Annotated in this window: 20 protein-coding genes; 12 read left to right on the plus strand and 8 right to left on the minus strand. The window is 73.7% G+C overall.

Annotated features, from left to right (window positions below; genetic code table 11):
- Positions 1-99 precede the first annotated feature (99 nt).
- On the minus strand, positions 100-1,899 hold the full coding sequence (locus ABZW17_RS43280) for an RICIN domain-containing protein (RefSeq protein ID WP_354827714.1): 1,800 nt from the start codon (positions 1,897-1,899) through the stop codon (positions 100-102).
- A gap of 472 nt (positions 1,900-2,371) precedes the next feature.
- On the opposite strand from ABZW17_RS43280, the gene ABZW17_RS43285 reads away from it, so the two are divergent.
- On the plus strand, positions 2,372-3,706 hold the full coding sequence (locus tag ABZW17_RS43285) for a glycoside hydrolase family 6 protein (protein ID WP_354827780.1): 1,335 nt from the start codon (positions 2,372-2,374) through the stop codon (positions 3,704-3,706).
- 158 nt (positions 3,707-3,864) lie between these two features.
- On the opposite strand, the gene ABZW17_RS43290 is transcribed toward ABZW17_RS43285, so the two are convergent.
- Positions 3,865-6,741: a glycoside hydrolase family 9 protein gene (locus ABZW17_RS43290; RefSeq protein WP_354827716.1), complete on the minus strand. Its 2,877-nt coding sequence runs from the start codon at positions 6,739-6,741 to the stop codon at positions 3,865-3,867.
- Positions 6,742-6,917: 176 nt separating this feature from the next.
- Here ABZW17_RS43290 and ABZW17_RS43295 point away from each other — a divergent pair, with 176 nt between their 5' ends.
- Both ABZW17_RS43295 and ABZW17_RS43300 read left to right on the plus strand, forming a co-directional pair.
- Positions 6,918-8,552 (plus strand): ricin-type beta-trefoil lectin domain protein, encoded by a 1,635-nt coding sequence (locus ABZW17_RS43295; RefSeq protein WP_354827719.1) that lies wholly within the window; start codon positions 6,918-6,920, stop codon positions 8,550-8,552.
- Positions 8,553-8,698: 146 nt separating this feature from the next.
- On the plus strand, positions 8,699-8,854 hold the full coding sequence (locus ABZW17_RS43300) for a hypothetical protein (protein WP_354827721.1): 156 nt from the start codon (positions 8,699-8,701) through the stop codon (positions 8,852-8,854).
- A gap of 251 nt (positions 8,855-9,105) precedes the next feature.
- Here the strand turns inward: ABZW17_RS43300 and ABZW17_RS43305 are convergent, their stop codons facing one another.
- From ABZW17_RS43305 to ABZW17_RS43320, 4 genes are all read right to left on the minus strand, one after another.
- On the minus strand, positions 9,106-9,459 hold the full coding sequence (locus tag ABZW17_RS43305) for a hypothetical protein (protein WP_354827724.1): 354 nt from the start codon (positions 9,457-9,459) through the stop codon (positions 9,106-9,108).
- A 401-nt stretch (positions 9,460-9,860) separates the two neighbouring features.
- Entirely contained in the window at positions 9,861-10,160 is a 300-nt protein-coding gene (locus ABZW17_RS43310; RefSeq protein WP_354827727.1) for an ANTAR domain-containing protein, read from the minus strand.
- 81 nt (positions 10,161-10,241) lie between these two features.
- Complete coding sequence (locus tag ABZW17_RS43315) at positions 10,242-10,553, minus strand: hypothetical protein (protein ID WP_354827730.1); 312 nt, start codon at positions 10,551-10,553, stop codon at positions 10,242-10,244.
- A gap of 107 nt (positions 10,554-10,660) precedes the next feature.
- Positions 10,661-11,029 (minus strand): hypothetical protein, encoded by a 369-nt coding sequence (locus ABZW17_RS43320; RefSeq protein ID WP_354827732.1) that lies wholly within the window; start codon positions 11,027-11,029, stop codon positions 10,661-10,663.
- Between the two features lie 403 nt (positions 11,030-11,432).
- Between ABZW17_RS43320 and ABZW17_RS43325 the strand changes: the two genes are divergently transcribed.
- From ABZW17_RS43325 to ABZW17_RS43365, 9 genes are all read left to right on the plus strand, one after another.
- The gene (locus tag ABZW17_RS43325) at positions 11,433-12,269 is read left to right on the plus strand and encodes a hypothetical protein (protein ID WP_354827734.1); all 837 of its coding nucleotides are present in this window, start codon (positions 11,433-11,435) and stop codon (positions 12,267-12,269) included.
- Positions 12,266-13,231 (plus strand): polysaccharide deacetylase family protein, encoded by a 966-nt coding sequence (locus tag ABZW17_RS43330; RefSeq protein ID WP_354827737.1) that lies wholly within the window; start codon positions 12,266-12,268, stop codon positions 13,229-13,231. Before ABZW17_RS43325 ends, ABZW17_RS43330 begins: the two co-directional genes overlap by 4 nt.
- A complete protein-coding gene (locus ABZW17_RS43335) occupies positions 13,228-14,457 on the plus strand; it encodes an O-antigen ligase family protein (protein ID WP_354827740.1) in 1,230 nt (409 codons plus the stop codon). The genes ABZW17_RS43330 and ABZW17_RS43335 overlap by 4 nt, the downstream gene beginning before the upstream one ends.
- Complete coding sequence (locus tag ABZW17_RS43340) at positions 14,432-15,478, plus strand: glycosyltransferase (protein ID WP_354827743.1); 1,047 nt, start codon at positions 14,432-14,434, stop codon at positions 15,476-15,478. The genes ABZW17_RS43335 and ABZW17_RS43340 overlap by 26 nt, the downstream gene beginning before the upstream one ends.
- On the plus strand, positions 15,475-16,338 hold the full coding sequence (locus ABZW17_RS43345) for a hypothetical protein (RefSeq protein ID WP_354827745.1): 864 nt from the start codon (positions 15,475-15,477) through the stop codon (positions 16,336-16,338). The genes ABZW17_RS43340 and ABZW17_RS43345 overlap by 4 nt, the downstream gene beginning before the upstream one ends.
- Before the next feature lie 38 nt (positions 16,339-16,376).
- Positions 16,377-17,597 (plus strand): glycosyltransferase 87 family protein, encoded by a 1,221-nt coding sequence (locus ABZW17_RS43350; protein ID WP_354827748.1) that lies wholly within the window; start codon positions 16,377-16,379, stop codon positions 17,595-17,597.
- Entirely contained in the window at positions 17,594-19,018 is a 1,425-nt protein-coding gene (locus ABZW17_RS43355; protein ID WP_354827750.1) for an oligosaccharide flippase family protein, read from the plus strand. The genes ABZW17_RS43350 and ABZW17_RS43355 overlap by 4 nt, the downstream gene beginning before the upstream one ends.
- A gap of 108 nt (positions 19,019-19,126) precedes the next feature.
- Positions 19,127-20,236, plus strand: a complete 1,110-nt coding sequence (locus ABZW17_RS43360) for a glycosyltransferase (protein ID WP_354827752.1) — start codon at positions 19,127-19,129, stop codon at positions 20,234-20,236.
- Positions 20,237-20,345: 109 nt separating this feature from the next.
- Positions 20,346-21,470, plus strand: a complete 1,125-nt coding sequence (locus ABZW17_RS43365; RefSeq protein WP_354827755.1) for a glycosyltransferase family 4 protein — start codon at positions 20,346-20,348, stop codon at positions 21,468-21,470.
- 231 nt (positions 21,471-21,701) lie between these two features.
- Here ABZW17_RS43365 and ABZW17_RS43370 read toward each other — a convergent pair whose 3' ends face one another.
- Both ABZW17_RS43370 and ABZW17_RS43375 read right to left on the minus strand, forming a co-directional pair.
- A complete protein-coding gene (locus tag ABZW17_RS43370; RefSeq protein WP_354827758.1) occupies positions 21,702-23,048 on the minus strand; it encodes a putative glycoside hydrolase family 15 protein in 1,347 nt (448 codons plus the stop codon).
- Positions 23,030-24,460, minus strand: a complete 1,431-nt coding sequence (locus tag ABZW17_RS43375; protein ID WP_354827761.1) for an exopolysaccharide biosynthesis polyprenyl glycosylphosphotransferase — start codon at positions 24,458-24,460, stop codon at positions 23,030-23,032. Before ABZW17_RS43375 ends, ABZW17_RS43370 begins: the two co-directional genes overlap by 19 nt.
- Between the last annotated feature and the right edge of the window lie 86 nt (positions 24,461-24,546).

Raw genomic sequence — 24,546 nt, forward strand, 5'->3', positions numbered from 1 at the left:
TGTACCGGGCGTGTGTTTCCGCGTTCGCGGCAGACTGGCACGTCGTGATTTCGCTCAGGGTTCTAACCCTGTTTCTCACTCACGACGCGGTGTGCGCGGTCAGGCCGGCGCCTTCCCCCACAGACGCCAGGTCTGGTTCAGCGGGCTGCTCTGGTTCACCGGCTTGCACGTCCACTGCAGCACGGCCGCGCCCGCGGTCGTCGAAACGCCCGACACGTCCACGCACTTGCCGCTGTGGCGGGCGACCAGCTGGTAGTCGCGCGGATCGTTGCCGCCGTAGGTGACCTTGCGGAGCGTGAACTGCTGGTTCGCCGCGCCGTCGGCGCAGGTCTGCTGCACGACCGCCGCGCCGTCGGCCGTCGAGGCGGCGTCCACCGCGAGGCACTTGCCCGTCTGCCGGTTCACCACCGTGTACGCGTCCGCCACCGGGCGGAAGGTCCACTGCTGCTGGTCGCCGCCCTCGCACGGGTACTGCTGCTGGTGGTTGCCGTCCGTCGTCACCAGGTTCGTGTTGTCCAGGCACTGCTGGGAGTGCTGGGCGACGGCGACCAACAGGGTGATGGTCGACGTCTCGTCGGCGTTGGTGTGCGGGACGTTCACCGTCACGGCGTTGCCGGCCACGCTCACCACGGAGTTCTGCACCGTCACCGGTCCCTGGACCGCGCCGCCGCCGTTGTACGGGATGCGCTGGACGAGCACCCGGACCTGGCCGCCCTGGACGATTCCGCTGGTCGTGTCCAGGCCGCGCAAGGTGACCGCCAGGTTGCCGGTCGAGCTCCCGCCGCCGACGAGGACCTTCGCGTTGCCGGCCGTCTTCGTCGCGAAGGCGTCGTAGGCCGCCGTAGGCGTCGCCGACACGATCTGGCCGGTCTGCGAGGCGTAGAAGCGGTAGACCCACCACTCGCCCTTGGGCAGGTACTGCCCCGCGGAATTGCGCACCAGCAGGTTGGCGAGGTCGTTGTGCAGGTTCGCCCCGCTCGCCCAGTTGGCGCGCAGCCCGTCGGCGCCCGCCCGCTCGAGGCGGGCGATGTACCAGGCGCCGTCACCCGGGTTCTGCTCGTTCGAGGCGCCGTATTCGTTGATCTGGTACGGCCGCGGGTGCGGGATGCCGCGCGGGTCGAGGGTGGCGTTGGCGGCGGCCACGTTGGCCACCGGGTCACCCGGCAGCGAATGCCAGCTGATGATGTCCGGGACGGCGCCCGCGGACTTGACGAAGTCGAGGTACTGCGTCCACCAGCCGCCGTTCGACGGGACGCACGCGCAGCTCGGGCCGACGATGAGCTGCCCGGGGAACGCGGCGCGGATGCGCTGGTAGCCGCGGCGCCACATCTCGAAGTACTGCGCCTGTGAGCGGTTCCAGAAGATCGAGATGTTGGGCTCGTTCCAGAGGTCCCACTCCACCGGCGCGCCGGTCGCCCGCACGTCGGAGATCAGCCGGGTGAGGAGGTTGTCGTAGTCGGTCCAGTCGCCGTTGTCGCCGGGGAAGCGGGAGATGGCCGCGCCGTCCGCGCCCCAGAGGTCGTGCACCAGCAGGACGAACTGGCCGCCGAGGGCGCGGGTGCGCAGCAGCTGCGCGCGGGTGGCGTTCCACCGCCGGTCGTACTTCCCGGCGACCCAGCCGCCGGGGCTGTCGAGCTGCGCGCCGCCCGCGCGCATGGCCTGGAACTTCACGTCGCGGTAGAAGTGGTCCGCCGGGGCCGCGGCGGATTCGGTCATGCCGTAGATCCAGCCTGACGCGCGGTAGGTGGGCGTGCCACCGCCGGCGGCGAAGTCCACCGAGATGGCTTCGTCGGCGGCCTGGGCGGGGCCCGCCGCGACGACACCCCCGGCGATGGCCAGGCACGCCGCCAGGACGGCCAGGCCGCGGCGGGGACGTCGTCGCTCGATCTTGCTGTCCACGTGCGACTCCTTCGGGGCAGGGGGACAAGGGAATCGAACCGGTTCGACCACGCAAGAAGGTACGCGCCTGATCTCGTTCCTACAAGGGAAGAACGGAGGTCGAACCGGATCCGCCCGGGCGCCTGCCGAGCCGGGCCACGTCACCCCCGCGTCGCCTTGAGCCCCGGCGGCGTCGAATCGGTTCGACGGATTCACCGGATTCGAACAGATCGAACGGCCCCTTTTCCGATCGCGGTTTCCCGGCTACAGTTCCGGGTCGCTGGGAGCGCTCCCAGTCACTTTTTCGGATCGGCGACGTCAGCCGAACCCCCGTTGCGACGGGGCCGGCTGCGGGTGGCGGATCGGCCCAGGTCCGGGCCGGTGCACCCGCCGGATCGCCGGTGGCGGACGTGGGCACCCGGGTGGCCACCGACGTTGAGCAGGAAACGCCAGCCAGTCGGTCGAAGGAGAAACTTACATGCGAAGCAGGGCAATGGCGGCCGCGGTGATCGCCGCCTTCGCCGCGGGCGGGGTCGTCGCCATCACCACGTGGGGCGCCACCGCGCAGGCGGCCGGATCGGCGTTCTACGTCGACCCGGGCACCAACGCGGCCAAGTGGGTCGCGGCGAACCCCGGCGACTCGCGGACCGCGGTCATCCGCGACCGGATCGCCGCGGTGCCGCAGGCGCGGTGGTTCACCACGACGAACACGTCCACGGTCCGGGGCGAGGTGGACGCCTACGTCGGTGCCGCGGCCGCCGCGGGCAAGATCCCGATCATGGTCGTCTACGACATCCCCAACCGCGACTGCGGCGGCGCGAGCGGCGGCGGCGCGCCGTCCCACGACGCGTACCGGGCGTGGATCGACCAGGTGGCCGCGGGCCTGGCGGGCCGCCCGGCGGCGATCGTGCTCGAGCCGGACGTGCTGGCGCTCATGACCAACTGCCAGAGCGGCGACCAGCAGAGCCAGACGACGGCCTCGATCGCGTACGCGGGCAAGAAGCTGAAGGCCGGCTCGTCCCAGGCGAAGGTGTACTTCGACATCGGGCACTCGGCGTGGCTTTCGGCGGGCGACGCGGCGGCGCGGCTGCGTTCGGCCGACATCTCGAACAGCGCCGACGGCATCTCCACCAACGTGTCCAACTACCGCGCCACCGGCGACGAAGTGGCCTACGACAAGGCGATCCTCGGCCAGCTGGGCGACTCGCGGCTGAAGGCGGTGGTCGACACCAGCCGCAACGGCAACGGCCCCCAGGGCAGCGAGTGGTGCGACCCGGCCGGCCGCGCGATCGGCACCCCGAGCACCGACCAGACGGGCGACGGCCAGATCGCGGCGTTCCTGTGGATCAAGCCGCCGGGCGAGGCGGACGGCTGCATCGCCACGGCCGGCCAGTTCGTCCCCCAGCGCGCGTACGACCTCGCCGCCGCGGCGGGCCCCATCCCCACCACCACGCCGACCACCCCGACCACGCCCACCACGCCCACGACCCCGACCACCACGACGACGACGCAGGTACCGGGCACGTGCAAGGTGACCCACCGGGTGGTCAGCTCCTGGCCGACCGGCTACACGGGCGAGGTGGTCATCCAGAACGGCGGCACCCCGGTCACGCAGTGGACCCTGACGTTCTCGGCCCCGGGCGTCACGGTGACGCAGGGCTGGAACGGAACGTGGACCGACACGGGCGACACGGTCAAGGTCGACAGCACCTCGTGGAACGGCAACCTGGGCACGGGAGCAACGGTGACACTGGGGTACAACGCGAACTACACCGGCAGCACCCCACCGTTCCAGTCCCCCACCCTGAACGGCACCTCCTGCGGCTGAGGCCCGCCGAAAGCACTCTGCCGTCCGCGGGTCCGATGTGGACCTGCGGACGGCAGAGTGCGGGCAGACGCGCCGAGGGGGAGGAGGCGCGCCTGCCCGCACTGGATGACGCTAGCTCATCGACCGGGCGTTCGCGCGGCGAACCACCCGTCCGGCCGTCACCCGCATGCCTTGCCGTTCACCGAGAAGGCCGTCGGGGGTGGGTTGGTGGCCGTGTAGCTGCCGTTGAAGCCGATCGAGACCGACTTGCCCGGTGCTACCGCGGCGTTCCAGGGCATCGCCGTGGCCGTGACGTCCGCGCCCGACTGCGTCCACGTTGCCGACCAGCCCTGGGTCACCTTCTGGGTGCCCGGGAACGGGAACTTCAGCGTCCACGTCGGCCAGGCCGTCGTCCCCGTGTTGGTCACCGTGATCGCCGCCGTGAAGCCGCCGCTCCAGGAGTTCGCCGTGTACGTCACCGCGCAGCCGCCGGGTGGGGTGCCCGGCGACGTCGTGAACTGCGTGGCCGCCGAATCCGGGCCGGTCAGGCCCGCGCCGTTGCGGGCCACCACCACCAGGGTGTACGCCGTCGACGGGGCGAGGCCCGTCAACGTCGTGGTCGTCCCCGTCACCGTCGCGAGCACCTTGCGGACCGTGCCGGTCACGCTCACCACGTCGTAGTTCTTGACGCCGCTCTCCGGGTCCGATGCCGCCGCCCAGGTCACCGTCGCCCCCGTGCCGGAGACCGCGGAGACGGCCGGCTTGCCCGCCGCGGTGGGCGCGGTCGTGTCGGCCGGTGCCGGGGACTTCTCCGCCGTCCAGTTCGCCAGCCAGGCCAGCGCCGAGTTCCAGTTGATCGCGACCTCGTTCACCGAGTACGCCTGGATGTCGTCGACGAAGCAGCGCTGGGGCGCGCAGCCGGTCAGCAGCCGGGCCGCGGTCGGGTCCTGCAGGCCGCTGTTCGGGCCGCCGGACAGCGCGCCGGGCGGGGCGGTCGGCAGGGACGGGTCCAGCTCGTGCGCCCAGAACCGGTGGTGCACGTTCTGCACCGCCTGGTCGCCGTGGCCGGAGACGTACGAGTAGTTCGCGGGGTTGCGGCCCAGCAGGTAGTCCATGGCCTCGAACGCGCCGTCGCGGTACTTGGCCTGCTTGGTGAAGTCGTACGCCAGGGCGAGCACCACCCCGTTGTTGGCCACCAGGCCGTTGGACCCCCACTCGTACGTGCCGTCCGCCGTGCGGTACGGCGCCGGGTAACCCATGCCCGCCATCTGGGCGAGGTGGCTGTCGGCGGTCGTGGTGATGGCCGTCTTGATCGCGGCGACGTCCGCGGCCGGCAGGTCGGTGGGCACCAGCGCGAGCGTGATGTCCCCGAGGGCGCCCGTCGAGCCCCAGTCGAAGCCGTGGGTGTTGAAGCTGGCGCCGCGGTAAAGCGGGGAGCCGGTGACGTCGGTGCGGTACGCGCTCTTTGCGGTCGTCGCGTACAGCTCCGCCGCCGCCCAGTAGAACTCGTCGCTGACGGTGTTGTCGCTGTAGGTGCCGCCGCCGGTGCCGTCGTTCGGGTCGGCGAGCTTGTTCGGGTTGGCCTTCGCCGCGGCGTACGCCTTCTCGGCCGCCGCGAGCAGCTTCGCCGAGTACGCCGGGTCGATGGTCCGCCACAGCCGTGACGCCTGGGCCGCGACCGCCGCCATGTTCAACGTGGCGGCCGTGCTCGGCGGGGAGAGCCGGCGGGCCTGGCTGTCCTGGTCGGGCCGGGTGGGCAGGGCGGTCCACTGCGCGTCGTGGATCTTGTGGTGCACCATGCCGGCGTCCGGTTTGCCGTCCGGCACCTGCATCTCGAGCAGGAAGTCGACCTCCCAGCGCGCCTCGTCGAGGATGTCGGGCACGCCGTTGGCCTGCTCCGGGATCGCCAGCTTGCCGTCGCCCAGCGCGCTCGGGTCGCCGACCCGCAGCGCGCGCTCGTACTCGTCGAGCAGTTCCCACGCGGCGATGCCGCCGTTGACGACGTACTTGCCGTGGTCGCCGGCGTCGTACCAGCCGCCGCGCACGTCGAGGGTGTAGCCGCAGTTCAGGTCCGAGCGGCAGGGCACGTTGTTGTCACCCTGGTTCGGCGCCACGTTGACGTGACCGGCGGGGCGGGCGTAGTTCGCCCCGACGTACTGGGCGTCGATCGCGATGCCGCTGCGCTGGTGGTAGAAGAACGCCAGCGAGTCGTAGCGGAGCTTCTTCAGGCCGTCCGCGGAGATGGCGAACGGGAAGCTGGTTTCCGAGCCGACGCTGAGCGTGTAGCCGGTGCCCGCGGTGTCGTAGCCGGAGAAGTCGATCTCGTGCACGTTCTCGCCGGAGGGGGCGTCCGCGCCGCGGGGCCGGGTCTGGCCGGTGGCCACGGCGGTGCCGGCCGAGTTCTTGAGCGTCCACGTCAGGGGCGTGGCCGAATCGCTGATCACGGTGGCGCGCTTGGGCAGGCCGGGCAGGTAACTTTCCTGGTTCACCCGGATGCCGCTGGTCGGGGGCAGGCCGCCGGGCGGGACGACGCCGCCGATCAGCGAGATGTTGTCCAGGCAGATCGTGTTGGCGGCGGCCTGGCCGCCGAACCAGAAGGCCAGCTGCCCGTTGCCCGCGTTCGGGAAGTCCAAAGTGGACGTGAAGGTGACGGTGAAGTGCTGGGTCGACGGCGTGACCGTCAGGTCGGTGCGCGAGATCTGCCGGTAGGGCGAGACGGCCTCGCCCGCGACGGCCGAGATCTGCTGGGTGGTCGTCGCGTGCGCGTCGAAGGTCAGGGTGTACTGCTGCCCGGTCTCGTAGGGGACGCCGTTCTGACCGACCAGCGCGTCGTAGCCGTTGGCCGTGCCGCCGGCCACGTCGGTGCAGAACTCGCCGCCGGTGACGCGGCCGATGGTGCCGGCCCCGGCCCACCACGGGTCGATGGTGCCCCCGGCGAAGGTGCCGTTGAGCAACCGCTCGTAGTCCGCCGCGGACGCGGGCACGGAACCCGCCGTCACCCCGAGCGCCGCGACCGCCAGCAACACCAAGCCGGTCCGGAATCTTCTTGCCCGCATTCCATCTCCTCGTCGTCGAGCCAGATGAGTGGGAGCGCTCCCAGACCGGGACTGTAATCATCCGGGCACGCGTTTGGCAATCATCGCCCGGCGGGTGGAGGCTGGACGCGGCGCGGTCACCTCCTCTATACATACCCGGACGTTGTGTTAACGCTAACACCTCGGAAGGGGCACCGATGCCCGCTCGAACCCGTCACCTGCTCGCCGCGATCGCCGCCGCGCTGTCGTTGTCCGTCGCGGCACCGGCCGGCCCCGCCGCCGTCGCCGCGCCCGGAAGCCCCGCCCTGACCCCGCCGCTCGGCTGGAACAGCTGGAACAGCTTCGGCTGCAACGTCAGCGAAACCAGCGTCCGCCAGGCGGCCGACGCGATGGTCTCCTCCGGGATGCGCGACGCGGGCTACCAGTACGTCGTGGTCGACGACTGCTGGTTCGACCCCCAGCGCGACGCCCAGGGCGCGTTGCGGGGCAACGCGTCGAAGTTCCCCGGCGGCATGAAGGCCCTCGGCGACTACATCCACGGCCGCGGCCTGAAGTTCGGCATCTACCAGGTGCCGACCGACCGCACCTGCGCCCAGCGGACCGGCACCTACCCCGGGTCCACCGGCAGCCAGGGCCACGAGACCCAGGACGCCCGCACGTTCGCGTCGTGGGGCGTCGACTACCTCAAGTACGACTGGTGCTCCCCCGCCGGCACCCGCGACGAGCAGGTCGCGCGGTTCGGCCTGATGCGCGACGCGCTGCGGGCCACCGGCCGCCCGATCGTCTACAGCATCAACCCCAACAGCTACCACGCGATCACCGGCGACAAGTACGACTGGGGCCAGGTCGCCGACCTGTGGCGCACCACCGAGGACCTGCTCGACATCTGGCAGAACGGCAACACCAACAGCTACCCGATGGGCGTGGGCAACGTCCTCGACGTCACCGCGCCGCTGGCCGCGCAGGCCGGTCCCGGGCACTGGAACGACCCGGACATGCTCGTGGTGGGCCGGCCCGGCCTGTCGCTGACCGAGTCCCGCGCGCACTTCGCCCTGTGGGCGCTGATGGCCGCGCCGCTGATGGCGGGCAACGACATCCGCACGATGTCCGCCGACGTCAGTGCCATCCTGCGCAACCCGCGGCTGCTGGCGGTCGACCAGGACCGGCTCGGCGCGGGCGGGCGCCGGGTGCGCGACGACGGCACCGCCGAGGTCTTTGCGAAACCGCTGGCCGACGGCTCGGTCGCGGTCGGGCTGCTCAACCGCGGCAGCGCCACCGCCACCATCGGCACGACCGCGGCGCAGGTCGGGCTGACCGGCTCGTCGTTCACGCTGGCCGACCTGTGGACCGGCGGTACGTCGGCGACGGCGGGCGCGATCAGCGCGAGCGTGCCCGCCCACGGCGTCGCCGCCTTCCGCGTGTCCGGCGGTTCGCCGGTGGCGAGCACGACTTCGCGGCTGAAGGACGCGGGTTCGGGCCGCTGCCTCGACGTCGACAACGCCTCGACGGCGGCGGGCGCGGGCACCCTGATCCGGGACTGCCAGACCGCGGCGAACCAGCTGTGGACCAGCTGGCCGAACGGCGAGATCCGCGTCTTCGGCACCATGTGCCTCGACGCCGACCACGCGGGCACCACCAACGGCACCCGCGTGCTCAGCTGGCCGTGCGGCGGGCAGGACAACCAGAAGTGGACGTTCGGCCAGGACGGTTCCGTCCGCAACGTCCACTCCGGACTCTGCCTGGACGTCGAAGGCGCGGCGACGGCCAACGGGACGCACGCGATCCTGTGGGCCTGCAGCGGGCAGCCGAACCAGCGGTGGGCCCGCACCTGAGCCCTCCCTCCCGAGGGCTTCACCTGACCGAGGGACACGGATCCGGTAACACCACCCGATAACGGAGCGATAACGAGAGCACGGACCGCACGCCCGACCGCAGGAGAGCCTTTCACGTGGAAACCCAGTGCCGAGGACCGATCGACGTGACCCGGGTGACCGGGTTCGACACCGGCACCGCCGACCCCGACGACCTTCGCCGCGCCGTGGCCGCGTCGCCCGGGTACACCCGGGCCGGGGCCGCGCAACAGGCCGCGTTGCTCGACATCGTGCTCGATGTGGGCACCACGCCGAGACGCTGAAAACACAAAATCGCCGCACCGGGATTCGGTGCGGCGATTTCAGCGCCGGGTGGGACCGGACCACTTCCGATGTCCGGTGGCCGGTCCCACCCGTGCCGGCGTCACACTGCGTCGCTGCGTGCCTGGGACACGGAACCGGAGTGTGCAGCTCGCTCCCTGTTCCGGACACGCCCTACGACGTCACGCGCGGCGCCGGATCCCGCGCCCCGGCCGGCTTCCGCACACACAACGGGCAGCCGCGGCGCGGAGGCTCAGTGGCCCTGGTCCGTGCCGCCGTCGGCGAGGCCGCCCGACGCGCAGTTGTACGGGGACTCGCCCTCGGCCGAGTTCTCGCCCGGCGACAGGATCGGCACGCCGATGCCGTTCGCCACGTTGTGCAGCGGGACCTGGACGCCGAGCACGTTGATGTCGTTGCCGCACAGGCCGAGCGTGGCGTTGACGTTGTGCAGCACGTCGGTGTTGTTCAGGTTGACCAGGCCGAGCTGGCCGGTGTGACCACCGTGGTGGTGGTCGGGGCCGTCCAGCGTCCCGGCGGCCGCGACGCCACCGGCGAGGAACGCGCCGGCCGCCATGGCCGCCGTGACGAAACCAACCTTCTTCAGCATGAGTTCTCCTAGAATTGACGGTGCATCGGACAGGACGGCGGCGAGGTGTGTTGGCCGTCCCGCGTGAGGGAAACGTACTGAGGCAACCGGGTGAATTCCACTTCGATCCACCATCGGGTGGGCACCGCGGCGCTTTGACCGGGCATTCATTGGCCCGATCGGGTCAGCGGGGTTTATCGGACGGAAAAGCGGTCCGGCACCGGCGGCATTGTTCGCACACCCGTTCTCGGCGCAACCACCCGGATAAAAGCGACGCGATCGGGGCGGAGGTCGTATTCTCGGAGCACGGATTTCGTTCCGCTGACCCCCGGAGCGGATATCCCGCTGGAGAACCGGCGAGGCTTGAACCCCTCAGCCGAACCCGCAGCCGGGCGACGCCCCGCCTCGCCGGTTCCCAGGTCCTAGCGCAGGTGGGCACACAGCGCCGCGCGCACCGCGCGCTCGGCGGCCGCATCGGGCAGTCCCGGCCCGGTGGCGCTGCCGGCGGCCACGACGACCGCGGCGACGTCGCGGAGTTTCACGTTGGTCTGCTGGGAAACCGCGACCAGCACGGCGAACGCCTCCACCGCGCAGCAGCCGCGCACCAGCATCACCATGCCCTTGGCCTGCTCGATCACCGCGCGGGACGACAGCGCCGCCCACAGCTGCGCGTTTTCGGCGACGGGGTCCACCCCACCCGCGCGGCCACCGTCGTGCCCCATTCGTCCAGGCTTTCTTTTCTGCAGCGAAAAGCCGCCGCGCGGAATCAGCGTTCCACGCGGCGGCCTCCTACCGGGCTTGCCTCAGCCGCCCTGGGCCGTCCCGCCGTCCGTGCCGCCGCCACCGGCGCAGTTCTCCGGCGACGAGCCGGCAAACTGCCCGGCGTCGTGCAGCGGGACCTGCACCCCGAGCACGTTGACGGTGTTGTCGCAACCGCCGCCCACGAGGTCGAGGTTGCGCACCGCGTGGAGGTTCTGCGCGTTGGCCAGGCCGAACTGGTGGTCCTGGTCGACCGGGTGCGTCACGACGGTGACGTCGGTCGCCGAGGCCGAGCCGCCGAACGCGGCCAACCCGGCGGCCAGCGCGGTCGCGACGAATCCGAGCTGCTTGATCACGGAAGGAACTCCTCTTGCACCCGCCGGGGAAAACGGCGGAACTCCGGGCGCCGGTGGCGCCGATCCGGCGGTGGGGATCCGGCGGCGGTCCTCACCGCCGCGGGAGCTCAGTCGCCCTGGCTGGTGCCGCCGTCGGCGAGCCCGCTCGAAGCGCAGTTGTACGGCGACTCGCCGCTCGCCTCGCTCGTGCCCGGCGACAGGACCGGAACGCCGATGCCGTTCGCCACGTCGTGCAGCGGAACCTGGACGCCGAGGACGTTGATGTCGTTGCCGCACACGCCGAGGGTGCCCTGCACGTTGTGCAGCGCGTCGGTGTTGTTCAGGTTGAGCAGGCCGACCTGGCCGGTGGAGTCGTACCCGTACGGGCCCTGGCGGTGGCCGTGCTCGTCACCCGGCGTCCCCGCGGACGCGATTCCACCGGTGACCAAGGCTCCGGCCGCCATGGCGACGGCGACGAAGCCGATTTTCTTCAGCATGGATTCTCCTCGATAGACAATTGCCACGGCGGCATTCAAGGCGTGTTCCGCGTGGCAGCGAAAACGTACTGACGCACCCGGCGGCCGTTCCAGCCGGTTCACCGATCGTGTGGGGTGCGCGAACCGCTGACCGGGGTGCGTATAACTCGAACGGGTGGGGCGGCCGAAATGGTCGCGGATTTGCCGCCGGACGCCCGGGCTCGACACTATCCGTTATTACGCACCGTGTCCTGACCGCCGAGCCCCGGCAGCTCGTCACACCATAGTGTTGCTCCAGTCCCCCGAATCCGTGCCACAGCGTGACGAATTCGCGAATCCCATCCTTCGAAAGTGGAGCCGGTTCGGCGTTTCTACGCTTTGCCGCAGGCACCTGGTACGCGGTGCGGGACGTGAGGAGTCGTTCGTGGTGGATTACGCCGTGCTCGTGGCGTCCGCGGTGCTGTACGCGGTCGGGATCGTCGCGCAGAGCGTCGCGGCCCGGCGGGCCCGCAACCGGCCGGGCGCGGGGCTGGGCCTGCTGGCGCGGCTGGCCGCCGACCGCCTGTACCTGCTGGGGTTCGCCGGTCAGGCGGGCGGCTTCGCGCTCGCCTTCTTCGCGCGTGCTTCCCTGCCGCTGTACCTGGTCCAGGCCGCGTCCTCGTCGGCGATCGGGCTGGCCACGGTGTTCGGCGTCGCCGTGCTCGGGTGGCGGATCCGCACGGCGGAGGCGATGACGCTGGTGCTGCTGGCGTCCGGGCTGGTCGTGCTGGCCGGGTCGTCGGCGCCCTCGGTCGCCACGGACCTCCCGTTCGCCGGGATCGCCGCGCTGGCGGTGGTCGTGCTCGGCACCGGGCTGGCCATGGTCCCCGCGGGCCGCGCCGGGACGTTCCTGCCCGCCGCGGTGCTGTCCGGGGTCGCGTTCGCCGTGGTGGCGGTGGCCAGCCGGACGCTGGCCCACCTCGACCTGCTGGCCCTGCCGGCGAACCCGCTGACCTGGCTGATGTTCGCGGCGGCCGTGCTCGGCCAGGCGTCGATGGCGGTCGCGCTGCAGCGCGGGCCGGCGGCGGCCGTCGTGGCCACCGCCGACGCGACGACGATCGTGCTCGCCTCCGTCACCGGCATGGCGGTGCTCGGCGACCACGTCGTCGGCGGCCGCGAGCCGTGGGTGGCCTTCGGGCTGGCCGTGGTCGTGAGCGGCGTCCTGCTGCTCGGCGTGCAGTCGCGCTCGGGTACGGCCTCGCTCGCCGGGGAGGCCGCGTGAGTCCGCGGCCGCTGGCCAGCGTCTCGGTCGACCTCGACAACCTGTGGGCCTACCTCAAGACCCACGGCGATCCCGGCTGGCGCGACCACCCCAGTTTCCTGCCGTCCGCGGTGCCGCGGCTGCTGGAGATCCTCGGTGCACAGGGCCTCACGACGACGGTCTTCGTCGTGGGCGCCGACGTCGTCCGCGAGGACGGCGCCAAGGCGGTCGCCGAGATCGCCGCGGCCGGGCACGAGGTGGGCAACCACTCCTTCGGCCACGAACCCTGGCTGCACCGCTACTCCCGCGACCGGCTGGAAGCCGAGCTGAGCCGGACCGAAGACGCGATCACCACCGCGGGCGCACCCCGGCCGGGCGGGTTCCGCGGCCCCGGCTACAGCGTGACGCGCGACCTGGTCGAACTGCTCGCCGAACGCGGCTACGCCTACGACGCCAGCACCCTGCCGACGTGGATCGGCCCGCTGGCCCGCGCCTACCACAACCGCACGGCGAAGGCGCCGGAAGAAAGCGCCGGCGAGCTCTTCGGCGGCTTCTCGCGGGTGCTGGCCCCGGTGCACGCCTACCGCTGGCGGACCTGCGCGGGCAGCGCGCTGGTGGAGCTGCCGGTGACGACGATGCCGCTGCTGCGCACCCCGATCCACGGCTCGTACCTGCTGCAGCTGCACGAAATCTCGCCGCGGCTGGCCCGGGGGTACTTCCGCGCGGCGCTGCGGCTCTGCCTCCTGCGCGGGGTGTCCCCCTCGCTGCTGCTGCACCCCACCGACGTCCTCGGTGCGGCCGACGCACCCGGGATGGAGTTCTTCCCCGGCATGGCGGCCACGGGCGCCCGGAAGGTGGCCTGGCTGGGCTGGGTGCTTTCCGCGCTGCGCGAGCACTTCGACGTCGTCGGCACCGGCGAGTACGTCCGGCGCACGGCCGTGCGCCGGACCCGCCCGGCGACCCGGTTGGACGCCGGGAGATGACGGCGCTCGCGGTCGTCCGGCCCCGGACCCGGGACGCGGTCCCGCTGCAGGTGCTCGCCTGCGCGACCGTCGCGCTGGCGCCGGTCGAGGGCTACCTGACGGCCGTGCAGAGCCAGCTCGGGAAGGTCGCGCCCGCGTTGCTGACGCTGGCCTGGCTCGCCGCGCGGCTCCGGCGGCGGCAGCTGCCCGTCCCGACGCCGTTGCACGCGGTGCTGGCGCTGCTCGCCGTGGTTTTGGCGGCGACGGCCGCACTGCACGCGGCGGGCCCGTTCACCGCCGAGTACACCGTGCGCTGGCTGCCGTTCCTGGTGGTCACCGCGGCCCTGGCGGACGTCGCGAGCCGCGAGGTGCCGATCCGGTGGCTGCTGTTCGCGGCGGCCGCGGGCGCCACCGTCGCGGGCGGCGGGGCGCTGTTCAGCCTGGTCGTCGGCGGCGAAGCCCGGGCGAGCGGCCCGCAGCCGGACCCGAACGACCTGGCCTACTTCCTCGTCGCGGCCGTCCCGCTGCTGGCGGCGCTGCACCGCCGGGGCCGGGGCGCCGTCCTCGCGGTGGCGGGCATCGTGCTGGTGGCCGGCGCGACGGCGACGTTCTCCCGCGGCGGCGCGCTGGGCCTGGCCGCCGCGACGGGCTGGCTGCTGCTGCGGCGCGTGCTGCCGTGGCGGGTGCTCGCCGCCGTCGTCGCGTCGGTCGCCGGGCTGGGGCTGGCCGTCCTGCTGTTCGCCGGGCCGCAGCTGGACCGGGCGCTGCAGGAGAAGGAGTTCATCGCCGCGTCCAATGTGGACACTCGCGAGCTCCGCTGGCAGGCGGCGGCCCGGATGCTGACCGCCCACCCGGTGCTCGGCGTCGGCCCGGGCGGGTTCCGCGAGCACTACGCCGCCGAGTCGCACGACGCCGAGGTCGACGAGCAGACCCCGGTGGCGCACAACATGTACCTCGAGATCGCCGCGGAACTGGGCCTGCCGGGGTTTGCCTTGTTCGCCGGGGTGATCGGCACCGCCGCGGTGGCGAGCGAGCGGACGGTCCGGTCGGCCGGGCCCGGGCCGCGGCGGACCGAGGCGGTGGCGATCCAGGCGTCCCTGCTGGCCGTCCTGGTCACCTCGACGTTCCTGTCCGAGCAGTACTACCTGCCGTTGTGGTCGCTGGCCGCGCTCGCCGTCGCGGCCGAAGCCCGGATTCGCCGAGAAGGAGTGGGAGGCGCCGATGCGGGTGCTGCACGTGATCAGTGAGATGGGGGCGGGCGGGGCGGAGACGCTGGTCGCCGGCATGGTGGGCCGCGGCGAGGAGTACGGCTGGGTGTCCGCGGTCGCCAGCGCCGGCGGGTTCCGCGCCGACGCCCTCGCCGCGGCCGGGACGCCGGTGTTCCCCGTCCCGCTCGCGCGCCGCAGCAAGGCGGGCGTGCTGAAGGCGGCCTGGGCCACCCGCCGCGCGATCGCACGGTTCCGGCCGGACGTCGTGCTGGCCCACAACGTCGGCGCGAGCCTGGTGGCGCGCCTGGCGAGCCGGCGGCCGCTCTTCACGGTCTTCCACGGCGTCGCCGAGGCCGACTACCCCGCCGCGGCGCGGATCCTGCGCCGCACGTCCCGCCGGGTCGTCGCCGTCTCCCCCGCCACCGCGGACCTGCTCGCCGCGGCGGGCCTGGACCGGCCGGTGGTGATCCGGAACGCGGTGTTCCCCCGGCCGCCGGTGTTCGGCCGCGCGGAGATCCGCGCGTCCCTCGGCGTCCCGGAGCGGACGCCGGTCGCGCTCTGCCTGGCCCGGCTGGAACCGCAGAAACGCCACGACGTGCTGCTGGACGCCTGGGCCGCGGTGGCGGGCGACGCGGTGCTGTGGCTGGCGGGCGACGGCAGCCTGCGCGCGGAACTCGAGCGCCGCGCGCAGGCCACGGGCCGCCGCGTCGAGTTCCTCGGCACCCGCGAAGACGTCCCGGACCTGCTCGCCGCGGCCGACGTCACGGTGCTGACCAGCGACTGGGAGGGCCTGCCGCTGGCGGTCCTGGAGTCGCTGGCGGCCGGGCGGCCGGTGGTCGCGACGGACGTCGGCGGGATCGCCGGGGTGCTGGCCGGGGGCGGCGGGATCGTGGTGCCCCCGGGCGATCCGGCGTCGGCCGCCGCGGCGCTGAACACGGTGCTGTTCGACGAACCGGCCCGGGATTCGCTGGCGGCTGAAGGGATCCGGGCCGTCGAGCGGGACCACGACCCGCACACGCTGATGAAGTCCTACGACGAGCTGCTCCGAGGTGCCCGATGAGGATCCGCGTTCCGCGTACCGCCCTGCTCAGCGTCGCCGTGGCGCTGGTGGTGGGGGCGCTCGTGCTGGTGGTCGGCCTGACGCGCGGGGCCGAGTACCAGGGCCGGGTGAGCCTGCTCGCCACCCCGGCCGCGGCGGACGGCGCACCGTACGGCGAAGTCGTCTCGCTGGCGTTGCCGGCGCTGGTCGAGCTGGCCCGCAGCCCGTCGGTGCTGCAGGCGGCAGCCCCGGTGTCGGGGTACCCGCCGGACGAGCTGGCGGGGCAGGTGTCGGTGGAGCTGGTCCCGGCCTCCGGCCTGGCCCGGCTGTCGGTGCGCGCGGGTTCGCCGGAGCGGGCTTCGGCCGCGGCGACGGCGCTGGCGAAGGCGATGATCGACGCGGACCTGCTGGCCCCGGCGGCCAAGCTGCGCACGCTGGACCCGCGGCCCGAGGTGATCACGCTGGCCCCGGACGCGGCCTTGGTGACGGGGTTGGCGTTGGTGGGCGCGATCGCGGCCGGTCTCGCCACGGCGGCCGTCCGCCGGTTGACGCCGGGCGGCGGGGGGCCCGGCCCGGTCCGCCGGGCCTTGGCGGCGGCGGGCGTCCGGCGTCCGGTGGCGGTGCTGCGCGAGGACGACCCGTCGGCGGCGGACCGGCTGGCGGTGCTGTGCCGCGCGGCCGGGCGCCCGGTGCGGGTGCTGCCGGTGGTGCCGGAACTGACGGAGACGGCGGCGAAGCTGGCGGCCGGGCTGCCGGAGGAGCGCGGTGAAGGCGCATCGGTGGTGGCGGTGACGGCGGCCGGGCGGCGGCAGGCGGAGCTGACCGCGGCGGTGGGTGTGCTGCCGGCGGATGCGGTGCTGGTGGCGGTGGTGCTGGCGTGAGCGCGAGACAGCAGGCCACTCTCACCCACGACCGGGGCATGACCCCCAAACAGCGGCTCGTCCTCCTCGTCGCCACCCTCGCCGGAGCCGTCAGCGCCTGGCACGCCCTCGCCCCCTCCTGGCAGGTCCCCCTCCCCACCCCGGCCAACCTCGGCGAGGAACGGCTGCAGGACTTCCGCGACGCCCTCTACTTCCCCATCCGGGAATTCCTCGCCGGCGGCAACCCCTACGACCCCGCGGCGATGTTCGCCCACTGGCCCGTGCGCCAGGACTTCAACCTCTACCAGCCCTACCACCTCCTCCTGCACGCCCCGTTCGCGCTGCCGGGCTACCGGGTCGGTGCCGTCGCCTTCAGCGTCGTCAACCTGCTGCTGCTGGTCGCGCTGGCCGCCCTGGCCGCGCACGCCGTGCGGCGGATCGTGGCGGCTCCGTTCGCCGTCACCACGTCCGTGATCGCCGCGCTGCTCGTCACCAGCCAGGTCGGGAAGGCGCAGCTCTACGTCGGGCAGATCAACCCGCTGGTCGCCGTGGGCGCGGCCGGTGCCCTGCTGGCGCGGCGCGACCGGCCCGGCTGGGCCGCCGTGGCGCTCGCCCTCGCCTGGCTCAAACCCCAGTACGGCTTCCCCCTGGCCGTCCTGCTGTTCGCCCGCGGCTCCCGCCGGGTCGCGCTGACCGGCACCGCGATCGCCGCGGCCGCCAGCCTGCCCGTCGTCGTGCTGCTCGTCGTGCGGGGCGGCGGGATCGGGCCGTTCCTCGACGTCGTCGTCGCGAACCTCACCCACGCCCGCGGCACCGACTACGGCGCCGTCGATTCCCTGACCGCGCAACGCATCGACGTCGCCGCGGTGTTCTTCCGCGTCACCGGCTGGGTGCCCGCCGGCCTCGAACTCGTGGTGCTGGCGGGCGTGCTCGCCACCGGCGCGGTGCTCGCCCGGCGGCTCTCGGCGCCGCTCGCCGACCTCCTGACGTGCCTGACCGTCGTGGTCTGCGTGGTGCACCAGCCCGGTGACGTGCTGATCGCCGTCCCGTCGATGGCCGCGGTGGCCGCGCTGTGGTGGCGGCAGCGGGCCGGGCACGGCTGGGGCGCGGCCGTCCTCGCGCTCGCCGTCCCGTTCGCGCATCTGTACACAGTGGACAGTGCGGTTGCCGCGACGCTCGGCGGGCGGGCCGCGGTCACCGTGGACGGTGTCGCGGTGGTGCTCGCGTGGGGGCTCGCCGTCTACGCCGCGGTCCGCCTGGCCCGGGTGCGGGCCACGTGACGCCGACGCTCGGGACCCGCGCGGTCCGCGGCTCGCTGTGGCTGGGCGTGGTCAACCTGGTCAGCAAGAGCAGCCAGATGCTGGTCACGCTGGTGCTGGCGGCGCTGCTGACGGAGGGGCAGCTCGGCGCCGTCGCGCTCGCGGTGGCGCTGGTGAACCTCGGCCAGGTCGTCCAGTCGATCGGGGTCTACGACGTCATCGGCCGCACCGAACGCGACCCGCGGCGGACGGCGGGCACGGTGTTCACGCTGAGCGTCGGCGCCGGGGCCGCCCTCGCCGTCGCGCTGGTGGCCGCGGCCGGGCCGCTCACGGCGCTGCTCGGCACCCCGGACGCCGCCGGCCTGGTCCGGCTGGCCGCGCTCGGCCTGCCGTTCTCGGCCGCCGGCGGCGTCCAGATGGGCCTGATGCACCGGGAACTGGACTTCCGGCGGCGCCTGCTGCCCGACGGCGGCAGCGCGGTGCTCGGCGCGGTGCTGACGGTCGTGCTCGCCGCGTGCGGCGCCGGCCCGCTGTCGCTGGTGCTCGGCCTGCTGACGACGGCGGTGACGCAGCCGCTGCTCGGCGCCCTGGCCGGCGGCGGCGTCCGGCCGCACTGGGACGCGGGCGCGGCGCGGGAGGTGCTGCGCTGGGTGGCCGTGGTGGGGCCGGCCGCGGTGGTGGGCGCGCTGCTGGTCAACCTCGACTACTTCGCGGTGGGCCACGCGCTCGGCCCGGACGCGGTCGGGGTGTATTCGCTCGCGTACCGGCTCGCCTGGGTGCCGTACATCATGGTGGCGGTCGTGCTGGGCGCGGTCGCCTTCCCGGTGTTCACGCGGTTGCGGCGCGAAGGCCGTCCGCTGGGCGGGGCGGTCACCCGGTTCACGCGCGCGGTGCTGGTGGTGACCGGCGGCCTGTACCTGGCCCTGGCGGTGCTGGCCGACCGGATCGTGCTGCTGGGCGACCGGTGGGCGGGGGCGGCGGGCCCGCTGGCGGTGCTGTCGGGCTACGGCGCCGGGATCTGCCTGCTGCAGATCTGGTACCAGGCGGTGAAGGCAACCGGCCACGTCCGCCGCTACCTGGCCCTCGAGACGACGCACCTGCTGCTCCTGGCGGCCGGGCTGGCGGCCCTGACCCAGGCGGGCATCGGCGCGGTGGCGTGGGTCCAGTGCGGCGCGGCGTGGCTGGTGGTGCCGGTCGCGTGGCGGGTCCTGGCGGGACTGGGCGTGGCGCCGACGGGCACGGAACTGGGCGCGATGGTGCTGCGGGTCCTGCTGGCGTGCGTGGCGGGGGCGGCGCCGGCGGTGGTGTTCGGGCGGTGGTCCGGGGGGTCGTGGGCGGGTGCGGTGGCCGAGGCTGCGGTGCTCGTGGCGGGCTACGCCGGGGCGACTTTGCTGCTGCAGCGGGACGCGCTCGGGGAACTGCGGCGGGGAGGCCTGCGGTGAAGGCCGCGACTGCGCCACACCAACGCCCGGCAGCTGCCGCGGGAGGTCTGCGGTGAAGATCGCGACTGCGCCACACCAACGTCCGGCGGCTGCCGCGGGAGGCCTGTGGTGAAGATCGTGCACGTCTCCCAGCCCGTCACCGCCGGCGTCGCCGTCGTCGTGCTGGAACTCGCCGCTGCCCAGCGGGACCGGGGCTGGGAGGTCACCGTCGTCTGCCCGCCGTCGGGGTGGCTCGCCGAACGCGCCCGGGAGCTCGGCATCGGCGTCCGCCCCTGGACCGCCCTTCGCGGTCCCGGTCCCCGGTCGCTCGCCGAAGCCCTCCGGCTGGGCCGGCTCCTCCGCGCCCTCGACCCCGATGTCGTCCACCTGCACAGCTCCAAGGCCGGCCTCGCCGGGCGGCTGGCCGTGCGCGGCCGGCGGCCGACCGTCTTCCAGCCGCACCTGTGGTCCTTCGAGACCGCCGACGGCCCCCTGCGCCGCGCCTCCGCCGCGTGGGAACGCTTCGCCTCGCGGTGGACCGACCTCGTCGTCTGCGTCAGCGACGACGAACTCGCCGCCGGGCGAACCGCCGGGGTGACCGCCGAGGCCGAAGTGGTCTGCAACGGCGTCGACACCGGACATTTCGTCCCCGGCGACCGGCTCGCCGCGAGACGGCGGCTCGGGCTGCCCGCCCGGGCGCCGCTCGCCGTCTGCCTCGGCCGGCTCGCCGAGCTCAAGGGCCAGGACCAGCTGCTCTCGGCGTGGCCCGCGGTGCTGCGGCGGCGGCCGGACGCACAGCTCGTCTTCGCCGGGGACGGCCCGATGGGCCCCGTCTGGCGCGAACGGCACCCGGTCGCGGGTCACCCGTCCGTGCGATGGGCGGGCCACACCGACGACCCGGCCGCCTGGTACACCGCCGCGGACGTCGTGGTCCTGCCCTCCCGTGCCGAGGGCATGGCGCTGGTGCCGCTGGAGGCGATGGCGTGCGCGCGCCCGGTGGTCGCGTTCGACGTGGGCGGCATGCGGCAGAGCGTGGCGGACGCCGGCGCCGTGCTGCCACCGGGTGACCTCACCCGCCTCGCGGACGCGGTCGCCGCGCGCCTCACCGACCCGGGGCTGGCCCGCCGCGAAGGCGAACGCGGCCGCCGCCGGGCGGAACTGTCCTTCGACAGCGGCCGGATGACCGACCAGGTCGCCACCCTCGTCGACAAACTCACCCCACCGGAGCGCCCCACGTGACCCGCACCGCTCACCACGTCGCCGCCCTTGACGAACCAGCCCCGCCGGAGCGCCCGGCGTAGGTCGCCCCGCCCACACACCCCCGCCGACCCACCCCGGAGCGTCTCACGTGACCCGCATCGCCTTTCTGCTCACCCAGGACCGGGGTGGCCCGGTCGACGTCACCGTCCGGCTGGCCGCGACCCTGGCCGCCGATGGTCTGGACGTCCGGGTCTTCGGTCCCGTGCCCGCGCGCGGGGCGTCGTCGCTCGACGGGCTGCACGAGGAACTCGCGGTCACCGGCAAGGAGGACTTCGCCGCGGCCGGCCGGGCGCGGGCGGCGATCCGCGCTTGGCGGCCGGACGTCGTGCACGCGCAGGACCGCCGCGCCGGTCTGGTGGCCGCCGGCCTGCACTTCACCCGGGGCCGGCGGCCCGCGCTGGTCCAGACCTATCACGGCGTGCCCGACGACGTCGCCGAGCCGTGGTTCCGAGGCGAGCGCGGGGCGGCCGGGCCGTCGGCGTACACGCGGACCGTGCTGGCGGCGGACGCGCTGGTCGCCCGCGTGCTGGACCGCACGGTCGTGCCCGCCGAGGCGATGGGGACGTTCCTGCGCCGCCGTCTGCGGGTACCCGCCGGACGGCTGGTGCACGTCGACAACTGCGTCTCCCCCGCCGAGCCGGCGCCACCGCGCGGGCCCGTGCGGCACCTCGTCTTCGCCGGGCTTCTGGTGGAGCGCAAGGGCCTTCTCGACCTGCTCGCCGCGCTGGGCCGGCCGGGCGTGCTGCCGCCGGACGCCCACCTGACCGTGGTCGGCGACGGCCCGCAGCGCGCCGAGGCGGAACGAGCCGCGCAGCCGCTGGCCGGGCGGGTGACGTTCCTCGGCTTCCGGCCGGACGTCCCCGCGCTGCTCGCCGCCGCGGACGCGCTGGTCCTGCCGTCCACAATGGAGCAACAGCCGCTGGTGGTGGCCGAGGCGATGGCGGCGGGCAAGCCGGTCGTGGCCACGGCCACCGGCGGGGTCCCCGCCATGCTCGACGTCCCGGGCGCGCCCGCGTTCCTGGCCCCGCCGGGCGACGTCCCGGCGCTCGCCGACCGGCTACGGGCCCTGTTCGCCGAACCGGACCCGGGCCGCCTGGGCCGCCTCCTCGCCGAACGCGCCCACACCCGCTACCGCCCGGAAGCCTGCGCCCGCCGGCACCTGGCCCTCTACGACCGCCTGACCGAAGCCCACCACCCCGCCCACCACCCGTGATGCCCCACCAATCACGCGAGATGCCCCTCCAGACACACGAGATACCCCTCCAGACACACGAGATACCCATCCAGACACACGAGTTGCCCCGCCAATCACCACGATCGAGATGATCCAGGCCGGAACTCGCGTGCCTGGAGAGGCATCTCGCGTGCTTGGGAAGGCATCTCGCGTGCTTGGAGGGGCATCTCGCGTACCTAGGGGGTCGGTTTGCGTATTTGGCTGGTTGGTTCACCGGGCCCAGAGGGTGCCGATCCGGAGCTCGTCGCGGGTGATTCGCCAGGATCGGGCCATGACCTGGGGCGGGTCCACGAGGATCGCCGCGTCCGCGGCCGCGAGGGTGAGCGGCGGCGGAGCCGAAGTGGAGGAAGTAGGGGAGGAAGAGGTCGTGGGAGGAGGGGTGCCGGGGACGATGAGGCCCGGCGGTGGGGCGATCGTCTGGGTCGACGCCGTCGTGTTCACCGCGATCCAGCCGTGGGTGAACGTCCGGGACCAGACGCCGTTCGGCAGCCGGCTCGCCGCGTCCACCGCTTCGCCCAGCCCGCTGTCCTGCAGCGCCGACCACTCCGGGCTGCGGTAGTCGTCCGTCGTCGCGCGGGTCCAGCACGTGCGGGGGCCCGCCAGCAGGGCCGCGCTCGCGTAGCCGGCCCGCTCCTCACGCGCGTTGTGCGTGCGCGTCACCAGCAGCAGCATCGACTCGCCGAGGGCCGCCTGCGCGCGTAGTTCCTGGAACTCGTTGCCGCGGAAGGTGAGCAGGCCGCCGGTCCCGCCGTCCTCGCGGAACCCGAAGTTCTCCTCCATCGCGCCCCCGAAGCGGGAGTGCGCGGTCCAGCGGCCCGGCACCAGGTGCGTCTCGGACACGTTGGGCACCAGCAGCTTGTTCGTCTTCGTGAGGGCGTCGCCGGCCAGGGACAGGAAGGCGTCCAGGCCGTCGCGGAGCTTGCGGTCGGTCTCCTCGACGTTCGCGGTGCCCGCCAGCACCGCGGGCGAGTAGTGGCTCAGCGAGTTGAAGTCGTTGTCCGCCAGCACGCCGTCCCAGCCCTCGCGCTTGACCTCCGCGACGACGGCGTCGGTCCACGCCTGCTGGTAGTCCGGGTTCCACACCGTCATCTGCCAGTGCCTGGGGTAGCCCTGCCACTCGATGCGCTTGCCCTTGACGTCGACGGCGAACCAGTCCGGGTGGTGCTCCTGCGCGGCGACGTACCCGATCCCGCTCGGCAGGTAGACCGCGTCCTGGCCGCCGTCGACCGTGCCCGGGTAGTTGCGGGTGCTGGACAGGTCCTTGTACACCAGCACCTGCACCCGCGGGTTGAGCTGGTGCAGGCGGCGCATCGCCGCGCCCTGGTCGGCGTTGAGCACGACGACCTGGTAGCGCCGGGCCGCGGACTCGATCTCCGCGGACGTCGGCGGCTTGCCGATCCCGTACCACCACGCGCACGGGGCGAGCGGCTTCGGCGGCGGCGCCGAGATCTCCTGCGCCGCGCTGGGGACGCAGCCGGCCAGGCAGGCGGCCAGCAGCACGGACACGGCCGTCCAGCGCGCCACCGGGTGCCGGCGCGTCAGCGTTGCCTGCGGCACAGCAGTTCTCCCACCGTGAGGATGATGATCTTGACGTCCAGCCAGAGCGACCAGTTCGCGATGTAGTAGTTGTCGTAGCGCGCCCGGTCCGCGATCGAGGTGTCGCCGCGCAGCCCGTGCACCTGGGCCAGGCCGGTCAGCCCGGTCGGCACCCGGTGCCGCGCCCAGTACAGGTCGTGGACGGCGGAGAACTCGTGCACGAACACCGGCCGCTCCGGGCGCGGGCCGACCAGGGACATGTCGCCGCGCACGACGTTCCACAGCTGCGGCAGTTCGTCCAAAGAGGACCGCCGCAGGAAGCGGCCGACCGGGCCGACCCGGTGGTCGCCCGCGACCGACCAGCGCGTCTGCGAGTCGTCGACGGCGGCCTGCCGCACGCTGCGCAGCTTGAAGAGCACGAACGTGCCGCCGTCCATCCCGACGCGGACCTGCCGGAAGAAGACCGGGAAGCCGCTTTCCACCGCGACCGCGAGCGCGCAGACCGCGATCACCGGGGCGAGCAGGACGAGCGCGGCCGCCGCGAGCGTCGTCTCGACCGCGCGCTTGACCCACCAGCTCGGACGGCGGGTCGGCGCGCCGCCCAGCCACACCAGCGGATAGCTGCGGAGCCGGTCGACGCCCGGCCCGTCGGGGCAGAGCTCGAACAGATGCGGCAGCACCAGCGTGACGCACCCGAGGCGGTGGGCGGTGATGGCGGCGTCGACGATCGCGCCGTCGGAGTCGTCGGCCGGGGCGAGGATCACCGTGCCCGCGCGCAGCCGCGCGATGGCGCCGGTGAGGTCGCCGTCGATCCGCTCGACCGGCAGGCCCGCCGGCACCGGGTCCGGGCCGGCCGCCGCGACGCCGACCGGGAGCAGCCCGAACTCCGGGTGTTCCAGCATGGTCCGGACCAGCTCGCCGCCGATCCGGCCGGACCCGACCACGACGGCCCGGTCGCAGCGCCGCAGCCGGCGGCGGCCCCACCGGCCGAAGGCGAAGACCGCCGGCCGCACGGCCTCGCTGACCACGGCGAAGCACAGGACGACCTCCTGCATCCGCGCGGTGTCGTCGCCGTCCGCCCCGGCCAGCAGGCCGGCGCCGGTGACGAGCGCGAACGCCAGCGCGGTCGCGGTGACCGAGCGCGGGAGGTCCTGCAGCCAGGACAGCCAGAGGCGGCGGCGGTGGACCCGCCCCGCGACCCGGGTGCCGGCGAGGGCCACGGCGGTCACCGCCGCGCACACCGGACCGGGCCCGGTCCGCAGCACCGCGGTCAGCCACGCGCCGCCGTCGACGGCGGCCAGCAGCACGGCCACGGCGTTGACCCGGGCGAGGAGCGGGCGGGTGCGGACGGCTTCCCGCGGCCGGACGCCCGGGCGGGCGCGCCGCGGCGAGGGCACCGCTTCCGAGACGACCGTGTCTCTGAGTTCAGTCACCGGCCTCGACCTCTGCTCGACATGAGGGTTCCATTCTCGCTTTCTTCACGACTCAGCCATTCGAGGCAACACCGGCACTTTCGAGT

The sequence above is a fragment of the Amycolatopsis sp. NPDC004625 genome (assembly GCF_040609695.1).
Classification (GTDB): Bacteria; Actinomycetota; Actinomycetes; order Mycobacteriales; family Pseudonocardiaceae; genus Amycolatopsis.

What these genes read in the sequence shown, in the direction of transcription:
- ABZW17_RS43320 (WP_354827732.1), bottom strand. Translation starts at nt 11,029, where the DNA reads ATGCTGAAGAAAATCGGCTTCGTCGCCGTCGCCATGGCGGCCGGAGCC.
- ABZW17_RS43295 (WP_354827719.1), top strand. Translation starts at nt 6,918, where the DNA reads ATGCCCGCTCGAACCCGTCACCTGCTCGCCGCGATCGCCGCCGCGCTG.
- ABZW17_RS43310 (WP_354827727.1), bottom strand. Translation starts at nt 10,160, where the DNA reads ATGGGGCACGACGGTGGCCGCGCGGGTGGGGTGGACCCCGTCGCCGAA.
- ABZW17_RS43335 (WP_354827740.1), top strand. Translation starts at nt 13,228, where the DNA reads ATGACGGCGCTCGCGGTCGTCCGGCCCCGGACCCGGGACGCGGTCCCG.
- ABZW17_RS43290 (WP_354827716.1), bottom strand. Translation starts at nt 6,741, where the DNA reads ATGCGGGCAAGAAGATTCCGGACCGGCTTGGTGTTGCTGGCGGTCGCG.
- ABZW17_RS43350 (WP_354827748.1), top strand. Translation starts at nt 16,377, where the DNA reads ATGACCCCCAAACAGCGGCTCGTCCTCCTCGTCGCCACCCTCGCCGGA.
- ABZW17_RS43340 (WP_354827743.1), top strand. Translation starts at nt 14,432, where the DNA reads ATGCGGGTGCTGCACGTGATCAGTGAGATGGGGGCGGGCGGGGCGGAG.
- ABZW17_RS43305 (WP_354827724.1), bottom strand. Translation starts at nt 9,459, where the DNA reads ATGCTGAAGAAGGTTGGTTTCGTCACGGCGGCCATGGCGGCCGGCGCG.
- ABZW17_RS43285 (WP_354827780.1), top strand. Translation starts at nt 2,372, where the DNA reads ATGGCGGCCGCGGTGATCGCCGCCTTCGCCGCGGGCGGGGTCGTCGCC.
- ABZW17_RS43345 (WP_354827745.1), top strand. Translation starts at nt 15,475, where the DNA reads ATGAGGATCCGCGTTCCGCGTACCGCCCTGCTCAGCGTCGCCGTGGCG.